The organism is Microbacterium halophytorum, assembly GCF_002970975.1.
GTDB classification, from domain to species: domain Bacteria; phylum Actinomycetota; class Actinomycetes; order Actinomycetales; family Microbacteriaceae; genus Microbacterium; species Microbacterium halophytorum.
Window position 1 is genome coordinate 379,791 of the sequence record NZ_KZ672982.1, and the last position, 15,791, is coordinate 395,581.

Here is a 15,791-nt window from a genome sequence, read left to right on the forward strand (position 1 = left end):
GCTGATGCGGAGAGCTTCGGGCATAGGGCGATTCTCACACGGCCGCGGGCAGCCGCGCGCTATACCCGATACACGGGCCATTCGGCGCCGACGGCGAAGCTGGCGGCGATGAGCACCGCGGTCGCGAGCACGACGACGAGGTCGAGCCAGCCGAAGCGGAGCCCGGCGATGCGGATGCGACGGCCACGGCCGTCGATCGTCGCGAACGTGAAGCCGCGCGCCTCGAGCGCTTCCACTGTCGTCCGCACCGACTTCGCCGTGTTGAGGAAGATCGGGTAGAACGCACGCACCGCGAGCGTCGCCCAGTGCGCGACGTACCGCCACCCGAGGAATCCGGCCTTCTCGGGCGGCGCCTGGCGCAGGCGGTAGCCCTCCATCACGGTCGAGAACTCCTCGACGAGGATCGGCATCATCCGGTAGCCGTACGACACGGCGAAGGCGATCGTCGGCGGGCAGCGCAGGGCGAGGAGCGCATCGGAGAGCTTCTCGGGGTCGAGGGAGACGAACGCAGCCAGGCTCGCGAGCGAGACGACGCCGATCTTCATCGTCACTTCCGTGAGGGCCACGAACGTCGTGAAGTCGCCGCCGAACAGGGTCGCGGCCAGCACGAGGTACACGAGTTCGAACCCGAGCCCGATCACGAACAGGCCGAGCACGAGCGGGCCGACGCGCGCGACGGCGACCGAGGCGACGCCCAGCACGAACAGGCACGCGATCGTCGTGAGGTTGTGGGTGAACCAGGGCGCGAGTGCGAGCAGGACGTACCACGCGAGGACGGCGCGCGGATCCATCGCGGCGAAGAGGCCGCCGCGGGTCGAGTAGGCGGTGCGGATGAGCTCGAGCTTGATCCATTCGACGCTCAGCACATCGCGCTGCTTGCGGGTGACGCTCATGCGGGCACCTCCGTGCGTGTGAGTGCGGCCGCGAACTCGGCGACCGTGAGGGGAACCGGGTCCATGCCGAGAGTCCGGCCGAGCTGCACGACCTGCGGCGGCACCAGGCGCGCGCGCCCGAGCAGGTCGTCATCCGCGAACAAGGCGCGCGGCGTCGTGTCGGCGACGATCCGCCCCGCCTCGAGCGCGATCACGCGGGTCGCCCACTCCGAGACGAGGTGCATGTCGTGAGTCGCGATGACCGTGCACGAGATCACCCCGTCCAGCTCGGCGAGCATGTCGATGACGTCGTCACGGCTCGCCACGTCGAGGCTCGCCGTCGGCTCGTCGAGCAGCAGGAGCGCCGGCCGCATCGCGAGGCCGATCGCAAGGGTGGCGCGCCGCTGCTGCCCGCCCGAGAGCGTGCGGCCGTCGCGATCGGCGAACTCGGTCAGGCGCACGCTGTCGAGGATCCGCTCGACGATCGCCGTCGCTTCCGGGTCCTTCCGGCTGCGCGGGAACAGCTCGGCATCGGCGCGCACCGATTCCTTGAGGAACATCCGTTCCGGCTGCTGGTAGAGGTAGGCGGCCTTCTCGGCGAGGCGGCCCGCGCGCGAACCACGAGTGTTCGCGCCGTCGAGCACGACCTCACCCGACCGGGGCACGTGGATCCCCGCGAGCAGCCGCATGAGCGTGGTCTTGCCGGCGCCGTTGCCGCCGATGATCGCGACGCGGTCGCCCTCGCGGAGGGACAGGTCGAGATCGTCGATGACGGACTGGACCTCGCCCGACACGCTGCGGAACCCGTGAGAGACGCCGTGCGCCTCGACGACGACGGCTCGCTCCGCTCGCTCCGCTCGCGCCTCAGCCGGCTCCGCCGGGGCATCCGGTGCGATGGCGCGCGTCGCGCGGATGCGTTCCGCCGCCGCGTCGACGGAACGCGCGACACCGCCGACGCCGGCGGCGCGCAGCGCGTCGACGATCTGGGGTGCGGGGATGCCGTGATCGGCGAGCTCCCCGGCGCGCTCGAGCGCCTCCCCCGCCGGCAGGTGCCAGACGGGCGCGCCGTCGCTCATCAGCACGACCGACCGCGCGTACTGGGCGATGAACTCGGCGTGATGCTCGATCGTGATGACCGTGATCCCGCGCTCTCTGTTCAGCGCCGTGAGCTGCTCGTAGACCTCGTGCGCCGCGGCGGGGTCGAGCTCGGCGACGGGCTCGTCGACGACGATCACCTCCGGCCGCATCGCAAGCACGGAGGCGAGCGCGACGCGGTGCGCCTGCCCTCCCGAGAGCTGCCACACGAAGCGGTCGGCGAGGTGCGAGACGCCCACCGCGGCGAGCGCCTCGTCCGTGCGCTCCGCGTGGTCGTCGAATCCGAAGTTGATCGGCCCGAACGCGACCTCATCGCGCACCGTCGGCCGCACGAGCTGGTTCTGGAAGTCCTGGTAGACGTAGCCGACGGTCCACGACAGGCGCGCGACCGAGGATCCCCAGGTGTCCTCCCCCGCGATGCTCACGGTCCCGGCGAACTCGCCCGACCAGTAGTGGGGCACGAGCCCGTTGAAGGTCTTGCAGAGCGTCGTCTTGCCGGATCCGTTGCCGCCCACGATCGCGACGAAGTCGCCGCGCTCGATCGTCAGGTCGACGTTGCGCAGGGTATCGCGCTCGGCGCCGGGGTACCGGAAGCTGAGGTCGCGCACCTCGATGATCGGCCCGGACATCAGCGCTCTCGCGCGCCGCGCCGCTTGCGCCACACCGCGAACAGGATGCTCGCGATGATCAGGACGACCACGATCGCACCGACGCTCACCCAGAGGAAGCCGTCGCCGAACTGCTCGCGGAAGTCGCCCTCGACGGACCCGACCTCGACGTCCCAGGCCTCGAGGAAGGCGAAGAAGAAGGATCCGATGCCGGCCAGGATCGCGACCGCCACGAACCAGCCGGCGCGCGGCACGGAACCGGGGATCCTCCTGCCCGGCTCCCGCGGCTGCAGCCCGAGCATCGGCTCGATGCGGCGGTAGAGGGCGGGGATGAGCCAGAGCGCGGGGATCGCGCCGAACAGCACGCCCGACATCAGCAGGTCGACGACGAAGCCGATGCCTTCGAGCAGAAGGACCGACTCCGGCAGTCCCTGGACGAACTCGGCGTCCTCCACACCGACCCACACTTTGGCGAGGTCGACGGCCGCCGAGAGGAACTTGTCGATTCCGACGACGAGAAGGGAGCCGAGGACGATCTGCCCGCGGCTGAGCGGGTTCCGGATGACGGATCCGGCGATGTAGATCGCGAGGAACATCTGGATGAAGCCCTCGACCTCGGCGAGGCCGGAGAAGTCGCCCATCAGCAGGTCGGTGAAGATGATCTCGCCGAGCGGGGCACCCAGGGCGACCCAGAAGGGGCTCACGAGCGCCGCAAGCGTGATCGGGACGAACACGAAGTAGCTCACGGAGAAGTCGACGGGCCCGATCGTGATGTCGGGGATCACCTCGAGGATGATGTTCGACAGCCCGAACAGGGCCATCGAGAGCACGAACACCATGAGGTTCTGCGGCGTGTTCGTCGTCTGGGCGCCGCCTCCGCGCAGCTCGCCGCGGCGGACATCGGTCTGGGAGAGGGACATCGAGGGTTCCTTTTCGGATCGGGGTCAGGCGGACGCGGCCGCGGGCACGGCCGTGATCAGGGGGATGAGGTCTCCGGGCTCGTCGACGACGTGCGTCGCCAGGCTCGATGCGCGGGCCGCGTCGATCTCGCCGTCGGCGGTGGAACCGCCTCGCACGACCGCGCGATGGGCGACCCCGGCGGCCCGCGCGGCCGCTGCGTCGTTGTGGGGCTTGTCACCGAGGAACCACGTGCGGGCGGGGTCGGCGCGGGCGATCCGCAGCGCCTCGCGGACGAGGGACGAATCGGGCTTGCGCACGCCCGCCTCGTCGGAGCACACCGACGCACCGATGAGGTGGTCGATGCCGTGCGCCGCGCATTCGGCCCGCACGGCGCGGCCGCTGACGGTGTTCGACACGACGACGACGGGCACACGGTCGGCACGGCACGCCTCCAACAGCTCGCGCACGCCCGACCGCAGCGTGCGGCGCGACTTCGCGCGGCCGTAGCGCGCCATGACGTCGTGCGCCTCCGCCGTCAGCACCGCGCGCTGTCGGGTGCTGAGCGAGGATCCGAACCAGTCCCGCCAGAACGCGACGGGGTCGACCTCGGCGAGGGGTGCATCGTCCTCGACGAACCGCTGGACCACGCCTCGCTTGAACTCCCGATGCGCGTCGCGGGCGCGGGCGATCAGGGTCTCCACCTCGGCCTGGTCCGGCCCGGCCTCCGGGCCGGCGAGCAGGCGCGACAGCCACGCGGAGAACCCGTGGAGGAGCGCGGGATCGGGCTCCGACAGCGAGATCACGCCGCCGTGGTCGATCAGCAGGGCGCGGCCGGGGCCTTCGACACGTGCGCTAACGCCGTTCGAGGGCGCGGCCGCGGGGGCCTCGACCGCGAGCGCGTCGCGGAGCGCGTCCACGAGCCCTTCCGGCGTCTCGTACACCGCATCGGCCTCGGCATCGATCGCGAAGGGAGGGTCGTCGGTGTGGTGGCTGCGGGTCAGAACGACCGCCGCCACGCCCGCCCTGCGTCCTGCGACGACGTCGCGGTCCTGCGTGTCCCCGACGTACCAGCAGCGTTCCGGCGCGGTCCCGCAGGCCTCGGCCGCGAGCTCGATGATCCCCGGGTGCGGCTTGCGCAGCCCGACCTCGTCCGAGTAGCACTGCACGACGAATCGATCGCCGAGGCCGTGCTCGGCCAGCACGGCGCGGTGGCTGCGCCCCGAATGGGCGTTCGAGACGATGCCGACCGGAATTCCGTGGGTGTCCGCGAGGTCGAGCAGCTCCCGGATGCCCGGGCGCAGCTCGTGCGCGGAGAGCGTGGTCGTCACCTGGAGCAGGACCTCGTCGGCCTCGGCCGTGAGGAGCGCCCTCGAGGCGTCGTCGAGATCCGAGACGAGGAAGTCGCCCACGATCTCACGCGGGGCGAGCTCGCGCGGCCGGCGCCGCCGGCTCTGCGCGTGCTTCCAGTGCTTAAGTGCGGTCAGCCCCGCCTCGATCGACGAGTGCACGCGCTCGGCGTCCGCGACGATCTCCGCACGGCCGAGGCGCGCGACGATCCCCTCGGCCAGCCGGCGCTTGCCCGCTGGATTCTTCCGCGTCTGGAAGATCACACCGCCGAAGTCGAGCAGCAGGGCGTCTGGAACGTTCCAGGAGGGCGTCGAGGGAGTCATCTGCGAGTCGGTCACGTCGACGACGCTACGAGCGGGGTATGACGGGCGGGCGGACCTGAGGTGAACAGTTCCGGAACGTTCCAGGCGCGCCGCGACGCGACGGCGACCGCCCCGATGCGCGCTGTCAGACTGGGGGCATGACCGGATCCGCCCGCCGCCCGACGATCATCGATGTGGCGCACGCGGCAGGGGTGTCGAAGTCCCTCGTATCGGCGGCTCTGCGCGGCGAGAGCGGTGTGAGCGGCGCGAGCCGGGAGCGCATCCTCGCCGCGGCGGAGGAGCTCGGCTACCGCTCGAACGGCTGGGCGCAGCGACTCGTGAGCGGACGCAGCGATCTCGTCGGCGTACTCCTCACGGATCTCCGCAACGCCTATCAGACCGAGATCGTGAACGGCATCGAAGACGCCGCAGCCGCGGCCGGGTTCGACGTCGTGCTCAGCCACGGCCGCCGAGACCGCGACCTGCTGCGAACGCGCCTCGCCGGCCTCATCGCACTCGGCGTCGACGCCGTGATCGCGGTCACGGGGCACCTCGACGCCGACGACCTCTCGGCCGCGGCGGGCCGGATCCCGATCGTGGTCGTGGGCCGCCCCTCGTCCGTCCCCGACGCGGCCGGTTGGGTCCGGAACGACGACGAGACCGGCGCCGGCCTCGCCGTCGCGCACCTGCACGAGCGCGGGCACGCGCGCATCGCCTATGTGCACGGATCCTCGCGCCCCGCGTCGATCGCTCGCCGCGACGCGTACCGCGCGCTCGTGCCGGAGCCGCGCGAGTACGACGTGCGCGAGGGCGGCATCGATCTGCTGCTGGAGGAGGCTTCGTCAGGAGGACTCACGGCGGCATTCGCCGCGAACGACCGCATCGCGGCCCAGGTCGTCGCCGACGCGACCGACCGCGGCATCCGCGTGCCGCAGGATCTCGCCGTGGTCGGCTACGACAACACCGAGCTCGCTGACCTCGTGCGCCCCGGCCTCACGAGCGTGGACCAGCCGCGCAGCGCGATGGGTGCGGCCGCCATGTCGCAGGCCCTCGCACTGCTGGAGGGCGGCGCGCCGGCGCGCGAGGTGGCCTCCCCCGCGCTCGTGGTGCGCGGTTCGTCCTGACCCGCCGACGGTGCGAGAACGACCGGCCGGAGGTCGGGACCACGAGTCGCGGAACGGACGGAGTCCAGCAGGTCGTTCTGTGGAATGCTGGTCCCATGCCGCTGGCGACGCCGACACTGAGCACCGACCGCCTGCGCCTGCGTCCTTTCGACGACGGCGACCGCGAAGCGATCTACGCGCTGCAGAGCGACGCACACGTGCTGCGGTACTGGGACTCCCCGCCGTGGGCTGATCGATCGCGCATCGACGCCTTCTTCGACAGGTGTCGCCGGATGGCGGACGAGGGCACGGGGGTGCGGCTCGCCGTCGACAGAGCATCCGACGGGGCGTTCATCGGATGGTGCACGCTGGGCAGCTGGAACCCGGAGTACAGGAGCGCGGAGATCGGCTACTGCTTCGTCCAGGACTCCTGGGGCAAGGGCTGCGCGACGGAGGCAGCGCGGGCGCTCCTGACCTGGGCGTTCGCGACCCTCGACCTGAACCGGGTCCAGGCGGAGGCCGACACCCGCAACATCGGCTCCGCCCGAGTGCTCGAGAAGCTCGGATTCGTCCGCGAGGGCACGCTGCGCGAGGACTGCATCGTGGACGGCGACGTGTCGGACACCTGGGTGTACGGCCTGCTCAGACGCGACTGGGACGGCCGCTCGGAAGGCCGGGGCTGATCGCGTCGGCGATGCCGACCACGCGCCGGCACCGCGGCGCGCCGTGCACGCGGCCGGCCCCTGCGCCCCGCGCCCGATCACCGCGCATCCGTGCCGATCTCTGGCGCGTCGCTTGACGACACGCCCGGATGCCCATAGCGTTCCCTTCGTAGGTCCGTTCCGGGCGCCACTGCCCGCAGAGTACTGAGAGGAGAACACCATGATGATCCCGACCATGGTTTCCGCCCCGACTCTGACCCTCGGTGACCTCACGCGACGCCACGTGCGCGGTTCGTCCGCCCGACGTCAGGGCTAGACCCCGCGTCACCGGGTCGATCTCGACCCAGGCAGCCGATCCCGGCGCCGAGGCTTCCGCTTCCGCGGTCCTTTCCGTTCACCGCTGAAGCCACGGACCGGTCGGTTCCGCCCCGAGCCGCGCACGCCGCGTGCCGTGCGCGGCTCCGGCCATGTCGCGCCTTCGCCGACGAGCCCGTGCGTGCGCCGTTCGTCGCGCACCGCAATCCACTCGCAGTCAGCACATCCTCACTGGAGTCCATCGTGACCGTTTCGCCCCCCGTCCATACCCAACCCATGCAGCACGAGCTCGACAGCGGCGCCGTCGGCTCCGTCGAACTCGTGCACCGGATCCCCAGGACCAGCGCGCTGGATCGCATGGTGATGCGCATCGCCGTCGCCATGCTGATCTGGAGCACTCGCCCCGACGCCGAGCACACGCCGCACATCTCCGCGCTCGCGGACGATCCCCGCGCGCCGCTGTACGCCAGGCACGCCGCGGATGACTCGCTCGCCAGGGGCGCGCTCCTCCACGGCGTGTTCGTACAACCAGCGGGCCGCTGATGCCCACTCGCCTCGTGAGCACCGACGCCGCGTCGGTGCTCACGAGGCAGTGCTGCGACGCACCATCCGGCGCGATCGCTCCGGGCCGCCGCACACAGCCCGATGAGCGCGCAGTATGCGGATGGAGAGTCGCCGTTGACCTCCTCATCCGCAGAGACATCGCGCTGAGGCAGCGCGAGTCATCGTTTGCTCACACCGCTTGCAGGGTGCGGGAATCCACGATCTCCTTGCCGAGAGGCATGAGCGAGACCGGGACGAGCTTGAAGCTCGCGATGCCGAGCGGGATCCCGATGATCGTGATCATCATGGCGATGCCCGTGATGATGTGCCCGATCGCGAGCCACCACCCGGCGAGGATCACCCATACGACATTGCCGAGGAACGATCCGACTCCCGCCGTCGGCTTATCAATGACCATGCGGCCGAAAGGCCAGAGCGCGTACACGGCGATCCGGAACGAAGCGAAGCCCCACGGGATCGTGACGATCAGGACGCACAGCACGATGCCCGCGAGCACATAGCCGAGGAACATCCAGAACCCCGACAGCACGAGCCAGATGATGTTGAGGAGTGTGCGCATAGATCCCATTCTGAGCGCGCGCACCCTGGCGGCCGCTGTAGGGGCCCGATCCGGCTCCTTGCCGACGCCGGGGTCGGCGATTCCGACGAGATGCCGTGTCAGCGCTTCTTCTGGCACCTCGGGCGGAAGCGACCGAGCGGTTCGCGAATGCCGTTCGCTGGATCGACCCACCGCAGCGCGGTCACGTCGACTTCTGAGCCCTCGAAGTCGACGTCAGCATTGGACCGCATGCGCTCGGGGTTCGCCGTCCTCGGAATCGACACCGCCCCCGAGCTGCAGGGCGTACCGGATGCACAGCCGCGGAATGCTCACGCCGTGCTTCTCTGCGTCTCGTTCAGGATGGTCATGCGCGCTCTCCGCTGTCCTTGGGCAGTCGGCCGTACACCTCGTCGGCGACGGGCTCCAGCCATTCGTTTCTGACCCCGTCGCCGGGCGTGATGAAGGCCAGGTGGGAGAACCATCTGTCGGCCTTCGCCCCGTGCCAGTGCTTGGTGCCGGCGGGGACACGAACAACGGCTCCGGGCTCAAGGCTGATCGGGTCCTCACCCTCGGCCTGGTACCACCCGGAGCCCGCGGTGCACAGCAGGATCTGATCCCCTCCACCGTCCGTTCCGTGGTGGATGTGCCAGTTGTTGCGGCAGCCCGGCTCGAAGGTCACGTTGCTGACGGGCATGCTCCCGTCAGTCAGCGGTGCCAGGTAACTCCGTCCGGTGAAGTACTGCGCGTATCCGTCATTGGGCCCTCCGAGCGGGAAAATCTGGTCGAAGCCGTTCTCCGTCATGGTCATCGTTCCTTCCGATTCATCTCGCGCCAGAGCGAGCTGGTTTCCTCGGTCCGGCCGGGGACGAGCCCGGGTCCGGCTCCGACGATCGCGAAAGTGCTCATGGTGGGGGTCCTTCCGTCAGTGCTTCGCATCCAGTGGAGGATCGGACAGGCCGACGCCGCCAGCCTCGGTCGCAGTTCCGCCACCGCCTCAACGGTAAGCACCGGGCGACGCCGCCGGGAGTCTCTCCGAGTACCTCCCTCAGGCGGGACTCCCACGCGTCCATGAGTCGTGGTCGCATCGATGGTGGGCACCGCCGCAACATCCGCTCCGCCCAGGGCGCCGGCGCCGCTCCCACCCTCCGCACGACCGCTCCCCCACCCGAAGGACTCCCCTCGTCATGCCAGAAGCATCCGCCCGGGTCGCCACCGGAACCGCCCGACTGCCGTTCGTGGTCTACGTCCTCGCCGCCGGCGTGTTCCTCATGGGCACCACCGAGTTCATCGTCGCCGGCATCCTCCCCGAGATCGCCGCTGACATCGGCGTCAGCGTCGCTGACGCCGGGCTGATGATCACCGTGTTCGCCATCGGGATGATCGTCGGCACGCCCTTGATGGCGATCGCCACGCTGCGGCTCCAGCGCCGCTTCACCCTCTCTCTCGCGCTCGTCGTCTTCGCCATCGGCCACGTCGTCGTCGCACTCACCACGAGCTTCCCGCTCATCCTCGGCATGCGCTTCCTCACCGCGCTGGCCACCGGCGCATTCTGGGCCGTCGCCGCCGTCGTCGCCGCGAAGGCCGTCGGGCCCCGGCTCGGCTCCCGTGCGCTCGGCATCGTGCTCGGCGGCGGCATGCTCGCCAACGTCGTCGGCGTCCCCCTCGGTGCGTTCGCCGGCCAGTCCGTCGGTTGGCGCGGTCCGTTCTGGGCCCTCGCCGTCCTCGCCGTGCTCGCCGTGATCGCGATCCTCAAGCAGGTGCCCGCCGAGACCGCGGGCGGCCCCGTGCCGTCGGTGCGGGCCGAGGTCTCCAACCTGCGCGACGCCCGTGTCTGGCTCGTCCTCGCCGGGGCCGCGATCGTGTGCGGATCGTCCCTGGCCGTCTACAGCTTCATCTCCCCGCTCCTCACCGAGAGCACCGGCATGGCCGCCTCCGCCGTGCCGCTGGTGCTGCTGGCCTACGGCGCCGGCGCGCTGATCGGCTCCAACCTCGGCGGCCGCATCGGTTCCTCCAAGCCGTACGCGGTGCTGTTCGCATCGGCGACGGCGACCCTCCTCGTCCTGGTCGGCCTGCTGCTCTTCTCCCACTCGCCGTTCGCGACCGCGCCGCTCGTGTTCCTCTTGGGCCTGTTCGGCATGTCGACCAACCCGATCCTCATCGGCAAGGCCGTCGGCTACGCCGATGAGGCACCCACCTTGGCCTCAGCGCTTGCCACCTCCGCCTTCAACATCGGCACCGCGGTCGGCTCCTGGATCGCCGGGGTCGCCCTCGGGTCCGCGCTCGGGGCGACAGGCCCTGTCGTCGTCGGTGCTGCGATCGCCGCGCTGTACTTCCTGCCGCTGAGCATCCTCATCGTCAAGGACCGCCGCGCCGAGCGGGCCGCCGCGGAGCACGGCCGCCCGCAGGACGAACCCGTCGCCGTCGAGGCCTGAATCTCCAACCAGAACGAAGGGACGCCCCGGGCTCGCGAGACGCGAGAGGGGGCGTCCTCTCGTATTCGGTGTTCTCTCGCCGAGGGAACTGCGAATGCCCCGCGGCGAGGGGGTACCGCGAGGGACTCCCTCGGGCGGGGCGTCCGGTCTAGCGTTGAAGGCATGGACAACAAGGCGGAAGTGCGCGAGTTCCTGACCTCCCGCCGCGCGAAGGTGGAGCCGAAGGACGTCGACCTGCCCGCCGGCACGAACCGACGCGTGGCGGGCCTTCGGCGCAGCGAGGTCGCGACCCTGGCCGGCGTCAGCGTGGAGTACTACACGAAGTTGGAGCGCGGCGCGATCCGGGGCGCGTCCCCGGAGGTGCTGAACGCGGTCGCGAAGGCGCTGCTGCTGGACGACGCCGAACGCGCGCACCTGTTCAATCTCGCCCGGGCCGCCGACCCGGTCGGCCGCCCGCCGCGGAAGCGCAGCTCGAAGTGCTGGACTCCGCACCCGAGCCTGCAGTGGACATTGGACGCGGTCACCGCGGGCCCGGCGTTCGTGCGCAACGGGCGGATGGACCTCCTGGCGGCGAACGCACTGGGCGGGGCCTTCTACAAGGACGTCTACGACATGCCCGGCCAGCCTCCGAACATCGCCCGCTTCACCTTCCTGGACGAGCGCGCGTATGAGTTCTACCCGGACTGGGACTCCTTCGCAGAGATCACGGTCTCGATCCTGCGCACGGAGGCCGGCCGGGACCCTCACAACAAGGAGCTGCACGACCTGATCGGAGAGCTCTCCACCCGGAGCGAGGAGTTCCGCCGGTTGTGGGGCGCGCAGAACGTGCGCCACCACGGCACCGGGTTCAAGACCTTCCACCACTCGATCGTCGGAGAGATGACCCTGGCCTATGAGGGCATGGAGATGGAAGCCGAGCACGGCCTGACTCTGACGATCTACGCAGCGGAACCGGGCTCGCCGTCGGTTGAGCGGATGCACCTGCTGGCCTCCTGGGCCGCGAGCGAGGAGCTCGAAACGCGGACCGCCGACGAAGAGCCGCGCGCGGCCGCCGACGCAGGGCCGTCCACGCGGAACGGCTGACACCCGCGCTCGCGGGAAAGGAGCCTCGGCACGGATGAAGATCACCTGGAGCATCGGCGACGACCTGGCCGCCGGTGAGCTCTACGACATCCCCGTCGCCGAGCCCCGGCCCCAAGAGGGAGGCCCTGACAGGGACTCCCGCCACGAGGCCGAGCGAACTCTGATCGAAGAGCAGCAGAGTCAACACCAGAGGAGAAACACCATGCGCGCAGTCGTCATGCACGCCCCCGGAGACGTCCGCACCGACGAGGTCGAGAAGGCCGAGATCGTCAAGCCCACCGACGCGGTCATCCGCGTCACCGCCGCCTGCATCTGCGGCTCCGATCTCTGGCCCTACCGCGGCATCGAGCACGTGAACGGCCCGACTCCCATGGGCCACGAGTACATCGGCGTCGTCGAGGAGATCGGCGCGGAGGTGAAGGACATCGCCGTCGGCGACTTCGTCGTCGGGTCCTTCGTCGCCTCCGACAACACCTGCGAGATCTGCCGGGCAGGTTTCCAGTCCCGCTGCATCCACCAGGTCATGATGGGCGCGATCGGCACCCAGGCCGACTACGCCCGGATCCCCCTCGCTGACGGCACCCTCGTCACGGTCGACGGCAAGCCCACCGAGGCCCAGACCAGGAGCCTGCTCGCCGCATCCGACGTGCTCGGCACCGGATGGTTCGCCGCCGTTGCTGCGGAGGCCGGCCCCGGGAAGACCGTCGCCGTCGTCGGCGACGGAGCCGTCGGACTCCTCGCCATCCTCGCCGCCAAGCAGCTCGGCGCGGAGCGCATCATCGCCATGTCCCGCCACGCCGACCGGCAGGCCCTGGCCACGCAGTTCGGCGCGACCGACATCGTCGAGGAGCGCGGCGAGGACGGCGTCGCCAGGATCAGGGAGCTCACCGACGGATACGGGGCGCACTCCACCGTCGAGGCCGTCGGCACCCAGGAATCGATGATGCAGGCCATCCACGCCGCCCGGCCCGGCGGGCACGTCGGCTACGTCGGCGTCTCCCACGGCGTGGAGCTCGACGGCCTGGACCTCTTCTTCTCGACCGTGAGCCTGCTCGGCGGCCCCGCCCCGGTGCGCCGCTTCCTGCCCGAGCTGATCGACCTCATCATGACCGACCGGATCGACCCCGGTGTCGTCTTCGACCTCGAGCTCCCCATCGAGGAGGCCGCCGAGGGCTACAAGGCGATGGACGAGCGCCGCGCCACCAAGGTCCTGCTCACTCTCTGAGCGTCGTTGCGGTCCTCGGTTGTCGAGAGGCCGGGGACCGATGTCCGGCCCCTTCGCAGTCACTCCGTCCTCTGACGCGTCAGCACGCCATCGTTCCTCCGGGCGACTGTCCCTCGCTGACCGGTCCTGAGGAGCAGGATTCCGAAGAGCACGAATGCCGCGTGGATCGCGACGTCACCGACGAACGGCATCTCAACCTCTGTGAAGATCACCGACGCGTTGGCGAACGCGTGCACCAGTACGAGGGACAGCACCCAGCGGAAGCGGATCTGGAACGCCGCGAGCGCGAAGCCGAACGCGGCCGAGGCGAGCACATTGAGCAGGATGTCATCTGCGGTCCTCGTCGGCGTCGTGACGAGGAGGGAGAGATGAGCGAGGCCGAACAGCGCGGCGGAGGCGACTGCCGACCATGTCGGTCCCACCGTCCTGCCGAGCACGCCCAACACGGCGACCCGATTCACCAGCTCCTCGTTGAGCGAGGCGAGGAGGAGGGTGCACGTCCACAACGCGATGCCCGGTGGGGGAACCTCGATGCCGCCCGGCAGCGCGAACCTCAGCGCTCCTTCCAGGACGAAGGGAAGGAGCCACAGCGCCGCGAGCGGTGAGCGCCACCACCTCGCCGAACCCGATCCGCGCCACAGACCGAGCACGGTCACGAGCGCGACAGCGAACAGCACACAGGCGACGTTCGCGAACAGCCCCGCGTACCACCCGGAGACGCCCACCATCGGTGCGACGGCCAAGGCGCCGACGATGACTCCGAACCGTGCGAGCTGGATCGCGATGCCGAGGGCGACGGCGACGAACGGCGACCGCGACGCACGTTTCCGTCCCCACCACTCTTTCGTCGTCACAGCAGAGACGATAGTGACGTTCACACCGACGGTCAGTCGGGATAACCGGAAGGCATGCGAGCGCGTCGCTGCGAAATGAACCGCGGTGAGTTCGGTTCCGATGTCTGTGTGAGCGCGAATGCAGCGTCTCGTGATTGAATAGTCGGCGCGGTCTCGACATCGGTCAGGTGGCGCAACCGAGCGTTTCGTGCAGGCGATTCCGCTGGGGCCCTGCGCGTCGTTCTGCATTCGGCCCGGGAAACGCGGCTACGACGGGGGCCTCCCTGCCCCTCGTCATCAGATCGGATGCGAACCGCTACGTCGAACGCTTTCGCTGGCAGTCGGGGCAGAAGTGACTCGATCGGTTCATGAACTGCGCCCGGACGATGGGCGCGCCGCAACGAGGGCAGGGTCGCCCGGCGAGCCCGTACGCGTTGAGCGAGCGCGCGAAGTACCCGGCCTGACCGTTCACGTTGACGTACTGCGCGTCGAAGCTCGTGCCGCCCTCGGCGAGGGCCCTCTCGAGAACCGCGCGCACCTCCGCGAGCAGGCGGTTCGCCGCGCGGGTCGAGAGCGCCCGGGCAGCCGTCTCCGGGTGGATGCGCGCGGCCCACAGCGACTCATCGGCATAGATGTTCCCGATGCCGCTGGCCACCGTCTGGTCGAGCAGCACGCGCTTGATCCCGGATGACGATCGCGCGAGGCGCGCGCGGAACGCGCCATCGTCGAAAGCAGGGTCGAGCGGGTCGCGCGCGATGTGCGCCGCCTGCGCCGGCACGGCGGGGGCGGGATCCCCGAAACCGCCGGCGGCGTCGTCCGGCGTCGGCATCAGCGGATCGATCGCGAGCGAGCCGAAGGTGCGCTGGTCGGAGAACACCACCGCCAGCTCACCGTGCTCGGGGTGGCGGATGCCGAACCGGACCCGCTCGTGCCGTTCCGCGGGAGCCCCCGGCTCCCGCAGGAGCATCTGGCCGCTCATTCCGAGGTGCACCATGATGGCCTCGCCGCCGCGGCCGCGCTCCCCCAGCGGCAGCCACAGGAACTTCCCCCGTCGGGCGGCCGCGAGCAGGAGCCGCCCGACCAGGCGTCCCTCGAAGTCAGCCGGCGAGCCGTCGTGGCGCGTCAGGGCGCGAGCGTCGAACACCTCGACGCTCTCGATCGTCGCACCGACGACGGCGGGCTGCAGGCCGTGTCGGACGACCTCGACCTCCGGCAGTTCGGGCACGCGGCTACTTCGCGCCGGCGCGCGGCGCCGATCCGGTGCCTTCGCGCTCGCTGAGGGCGTGCCACAGGGTCAGCGCGGCAGCCATCTCGGCGTTCTTCTTGCTCGTGCCCTCGCCCTGCTGCGAGTGCTCGGCGACCGTCACGGTCGCCGTGAACCGGCGGTTGTGATCCGGGCCCGACGACGACACCTCGTACGCCGGCGGCTCGGCGCCCATGCGCGCCGCGAGCTCCTGCAGGCTCGTCTTCGGGTCCATCGCCGCGCCGTAGCGATCGGGGTCGGCGAGCAGCGGCTCCACGAGCCGCAGCACGAACGCGGTCGCCGCATCGGCGCCCGCCGAGAGGTACGCGGCCCCGATGATCGCCTCGGTGGCATCGGCCAGCAGCGAGTCCTTGTCGCGGCCGCCCGTGTTCTCCTCACCCCTGCCGAGCTTCAGGTAAGCGCCGAGGCCGAGCCCGCGGGCCACCTCGGCAAGGGCGACGGTCGATACGACCGCGGCACGGCGCTTCGCCAGACCGCCCTCGTCGATATCCGGGAGCGTCGTGAACAGCTGCACCGTGACGGCCTGGCCCAGGATGGAGTCGCCGAGGAACTCGAGGCGCTCGTTGTGGGGGATGCCGCCGTGCTCGTACGCGTACGAGCGGTGCGTGAGCGCAAGACCGAGAAGCTCGGCGTCGATATCGACGCCGA

Annotated in this window: 15 protein-coding genes; 6 read left to right on the forward strand and 9 right to left on the reverse strand. The window is 70.4% G+C overall.

Annotated elements, in window-relative coordinates:
* Nucleotides 1–59: 59 nt before the first annotated feature.
* Genes C0010_RS01795 through C0010_RS01810 form a run of 4 tightly spaced genes read right to left on the reverse strand, consistent with a single transcriptional unit; the run spans nt 60 to nt 5,160 of the window.
* A complete protein-coding gene (locus C0010_RS01795) occupies nt 60–893 on the reverse strand; it encodes an energy-coupling factor transporter transmembrane component T family protein (RefSeq protein ID WP_105565329.1) in 834 nt (277 codons plus the stop codon).
* Nucleotides 890–2,596, reverse strand: coding sequence for an ABC transporter ATP-binding protein (locus tag C0010_RS01800; RefSeq protein ID WP_105565553.1), 1,707 nt, complete (start codon nt 2,594–2,596; stop codon nt 890–892). The genes C0010_RS01795 and C0010_RS01800 overlap by 4 nt, the downstream gene beginning before the upstream one ends.
* Nucleotides 2,596–3,495: a cell division protein FtsQ gene (locus C0010_RS01805; RefSeq protein ID WP_105565330.1), complete on the reverse strand. Its 900-nt coding sequence runs from the start codon at nt 3,493–3,495 to the stop codon at nt 2,596–2,598. Before C0010_RS01805 ends, C0010_RS01800 begins: the two co-directional genes overlap by 1 nt.
* A 24-nt stretch (nt 3,496–3,519) precedes the next feature.
* Entirely contained in the window at nt 3,520–5,160 is a 1,641-nt protein-coding gene (locus tag C0010_RS01810) for an HAD-IIIA family hydrolase (protein ID WP_198410784.1), read from the reverse strand.
* 122 nt (nt 5,161–5,282) lie between these two features.
* On the opposite strand from C0010_RS01810, the gene C0010_RS01815 reads away from it, so the two are divergent.
* The 3 genes from C0010_RS01815 to C0010_RS01825 all read left to right on the forward strand — a co-directional run bounded on the left by C0010_RS01815 (nt 5,283) and on the right by C0010_RS01825 (nt 7,747).
* Entirely contained in the window at nt 5,283–6,248 is a 966-nt protein-coding gene (locus tag C0010_RS01815) for a LacI family DNA-binding transcriptional regulator (RefSeq protein WP_105565331.1), read from the forward strand.
* Between the two features lie 95 nt (nt 6,249–6,343).
* Entirely contained in the window at nt 6,344–6,910 is a 567-nt protein-coding gene (locus C0010_RS01820; RefSeq protein ID WP_105565332.1) for a GNAT family N-acetyltransferase, read from the forward strand.
* Nucleotides 6,911–7,480: 570 nt separating this feature from the next.
* On the forward strand, nt 7,481–7,747 hold the full coding sequence (locus C0010_RS01825) for a hypothetical protein (protein ID WP_105565333.1): 267 nt from the start codon (nt 7,481–7,483) through the stop codon (nt 7,745–7,747).
* Nucleotides 7,748–7,937: 190 nt separating this feature from the next.
* Here C0010_RS01825 and C0010_RS01830 read toward each other — a convergent pair whose 3' ends face one another.
* Both C0010_RS01830 and C0010_RS01840 read right to left on the reverse strand, forming a co-directional pair.
* Nucleotides 7,938–8,327, reverse strand: a complete 390-nt coding sequence (locus C0010_RS01830; protein WP_105565334.1) for a YccF domain-containing protein — start codon at nt 8,325–8,327, stop codon at nt 7,938–7,940.
* A 343-nt stretch (nt 8,328–8,670) separates the two neighbouring features.
* Nucleotides 8,671–9,108 (reverse strand): cupin domain-containing protein, encoded by a 438-nt coding sequence (locus C0010_RS01840; protein WP_105565555.1) that lies wholly within the window; start codon nt 9,106–9,108, stop codon nt 8,671–8,673.
* A 382-nt stretch (nt 9,109–9,490) separates the two neighbouring features.
* Between C0010_RS01840 and C0010_RS01845 the strand changes: the two genes are divergently transcribed.
* From C0010_RS01845 to C0010_RS01855, 3 genes are all read left to right on the forward strand, one after another.
* The gene (locus C0010_RS01845) at nt 9,491–10,738 is read left to right on the forward strand and encodes an MFS transporter (protein WP_105565335.1); all 1,248 of its coding nucleotides are present in this window, start codon (nt 9,491–9,493) and stop codon (nt 10,736–10,738) included.
* Nucleotides 10,739–10,900: 162 nt separating this feature from the next.
* The gene (locus C0010_RS01850) at nt 10,901–11,821 is read left to right on the forward strand and encodes a helix-turn-helix transcriptional regulator (RefSeq protein WP_105565336.1); all 921 of its coding nucleotides are present in this window, start codon (nt 10,901–10,903) and stop codon (nt 11,819–11,821) included.
* Nucleotides 11,822–12,023: 202 nt separating this feature from the next.
* A complete protein-coding gene (locus tag C0010_RS01855) occupies nt 12,024–13,046 on the forward strand; it encodes a zinc-dependent alcohol dehydrogenase family protein (RefSeq protein ID WP_105565556.1) in 1,023 nt (340 codons plus the stop codon).
* Nucleotides 13,047–13,105: 59 nt separating this feature from the next.
* Here the strand turns inward: C0010_RS01855 and C0010_RS01860 are convergent, their stop codons facing one another.
* The 3 genes from C0010_RS01860 to rnc form a co-directional block, all read right to left on the reverse strand.
* Nucleotides 13,106–13,900 carry a CPBP family intramembrane glutamic endopeptidase gene (locus tag C0010_RS01860; protein ID WP_158685218.1) on the reverse strand — a complete coding sequence of 265 codons (795 nt, stop codon included), beginning with the start codon at nt 13,898–13,900 and terminating at the stop codon, nt 13,106–13,108.
* A 295-nt stretch (nt 13,901–14,195) separates the two neighbouring features.
* Complete coding sequence (gene mutM / locus C0010_RS01865; RefSeq protein ID WP_105565338.1) at nt 14,196–15,104, reverse strand: bifunctional DNA-formamidopyrimidine glycosylase/DNA-(apurinic or apyrimidinic site) lyase; 909 nt, start codon at nt 15,102–15,104, stop codon at nt 14,196–14,198.
* A gap of 4 nt (nt 15,105–15,108) precedes the next feature.
* Nucleotides 15,109–15,791: ribonuclease III (rnc, locus tag C0010_RS01870; RefSeq protein WP_105565557.1), on the reverse strand; the 683-nt coding region annotated here is incomplete at its 5' end.

Coding starts and splice junctions, on each gene's coding strand:
- C0010_RS01795 (WP_105565329.1), bottom strand. CDS start 893: ATGAGCGTCACCCGCAAGCAGCGCGATGTGCTGAGCGTCGAATGGATC.
- C0010_RS01800 (WP_105565553.1), bottom strand. CDS start 2,596: ATGTCCGGGCCGATCATCGAGGTGCGCGACCTCAGCTTCCGGTACCCC.
- C0010_RS01805 (WP_105565330.1), bottom strand. CDS start 3,495: ATGTCCCTCTCCCAGACCGATGTCCGCCGCGGCGAGCTGCGCGGAGGC.
- C0010_RS01815 (WP_105565331.1), top strand. CDS start 5,283: ATGACCGGATCCGCCCGCCGCCCGACGATCATCGATGTGGCGCACGCG.
- C0010_RS01820 (WP_105565332.1), top strand. CDS start 6,344: ATGCCGCTGGCGACGCCGACACTGAGCACCGACCGCCTGCGCCTGCGT.
- C0010_RS01825 (WP_105565333.1), top strand. CDS start 7,481: ATGCAGCACGAGCTCGACAGCGGCGCCGTCGGCTCCGTCGAACTCGTG.
- C0010_RS01830 (WP_105565334.1), bottom strand. CDS start 8,327: ATGCGCACACTCCTCAACATCATCTGGCTCGTGCTGTCGGGGTTCTGG.
- C0010_RS01840 (WP_105565555.1), bottom strand. CDS start 9,108: ATGACGGAGAACGGCTTCGACCAGATTTTCCCGCTCGGAGGGCCCAAT.
- C0010_RS01845 (WP_105565335.1), top strand. CDS start 9,491: ATGCCAGAAGCATCCGCCCGGGTCGCCACCGGAACCGCCCGACTGCCG.
- C0010_RS01850 (WP_105565336.1), top strand. CDS start 10,901: ATGGACAACAAGGCGGAAGTGCGCGAGTTCCTGACCTCCCGCCGCGCG.
- C0010_RS01855 (WP_105565556.1), top strand. CDS start 12,024: ATGCGCGCAGTCGTCATGCACGCCCCCGGAGACGTCCGCACCGACGAG.